The 922-nt window shown below is 43.0% G+C and carries 1 protein-coding gene; it reads left to right on the top strand.

The genetic code is table 11. From position 1 onward, the window contains the following. Nucleotides 1-95 precede the first annotated feature (95 nt). Nucleotides 96-845, top strand: coding sequence for a lysophospholipid acyltransferase family protein (locus tag GMD4S_RS09465; protein ID WP_000500176.1), 750 nt, complete (start codon nucleotides 96-98; stop codon nucleotides 843-845). The last annotated feature ends 77 nt before the right edge of the window (nucleotides 846-922 follow it).

The following is a 922-nucleotide window of genomic DNA, read 5'->3' as shown; positions in this document are numbered from 1 at the left end:
TCCCATCTAAAACTGTTAGCTGATAACTGAAAAAGTTTGCCAGCAGTCTTTTGATAAGGTATAATAATAAAAGCAATACAATCGAAGGAGATCTCATGTTTTATACTTATTTGCGTGGACTAGTCATGCTGATCTTGTGGTCCATCAATGGCAATGCCCACTATCACAATACTGATAAAATCCCTAGCCGAGACGAAAACTATATCCTCGTCGCACCTCACCGTACCTGGTGGGATCCTGTTTACATGGCCTTTGCGACCAAGCCAAAACAGTTCATCTTTATGGCCAAAAAAGAGCTGTTTAACAACCGTATCTTTGGCTGGTGGATCCGTATGTGTGGCGCCTTTCCTATCGACCGAGAAAAACCTAATGCCTCTGCCATCAAGTACCCTATCAACGTCCTCAAAAAAAGCGACCGCTCTCTCATCATGTTTCCAAGTGGGAGCCGTCACTCAAACGATGTCAAGGGTGGCGTAGCCCTGATTGCCAAGATGGCCAAAGTCCGTATCATGCCTGTTACCTACACCGGTCCTATGACCTTGAAAGGCTTGATTAGCCGTGAACGTGTCGATATGAACTTTGGAAATCCTATCGATATCTCAGACATCAAGAAAATGAATGATGAAGGGATTGAAATGGTTGCAGACCGTATCCAAGCAGAATTCCAACGTTTGGACGAAGAAACCAAGCAATGGCACAATGATAAAAAACCAAACCCACTCTGGTGGTTTGTCCGCATCCCTGCCCTTATCCTTGCAGTGTTTGTTGGTATCCTAACGATTATCTTTAGCTTTATCGCAAGCTTTATCTGGAATCCAGATAAGAAGAGAGAGAAACTTGGTTAAAAAATACAATTATCCCTTGGCAAAAGCCAAGGGATATTTCTTTTATGCAATTTTCCATTTTTGGGACAACCAGTTGG

Source organism: Streptococcus sp. GMD4S (assembly GCF_000296955.1).
The sequence above is the reverse complement of the archived record's forward strand: the minus strand, read 5'-3'. Positions and strand labels throughout refer to the sequence as shown.

Excerpts from the sequence above, each read along its gene's own strand:
- GMD4S_RS09465 (WP_000500176.1), top strand. The coding sequence starts at position 96 with ATGTTTTATACTTATTTGCGTGGACTAGTCATGCTGATCTTGTGGTCC.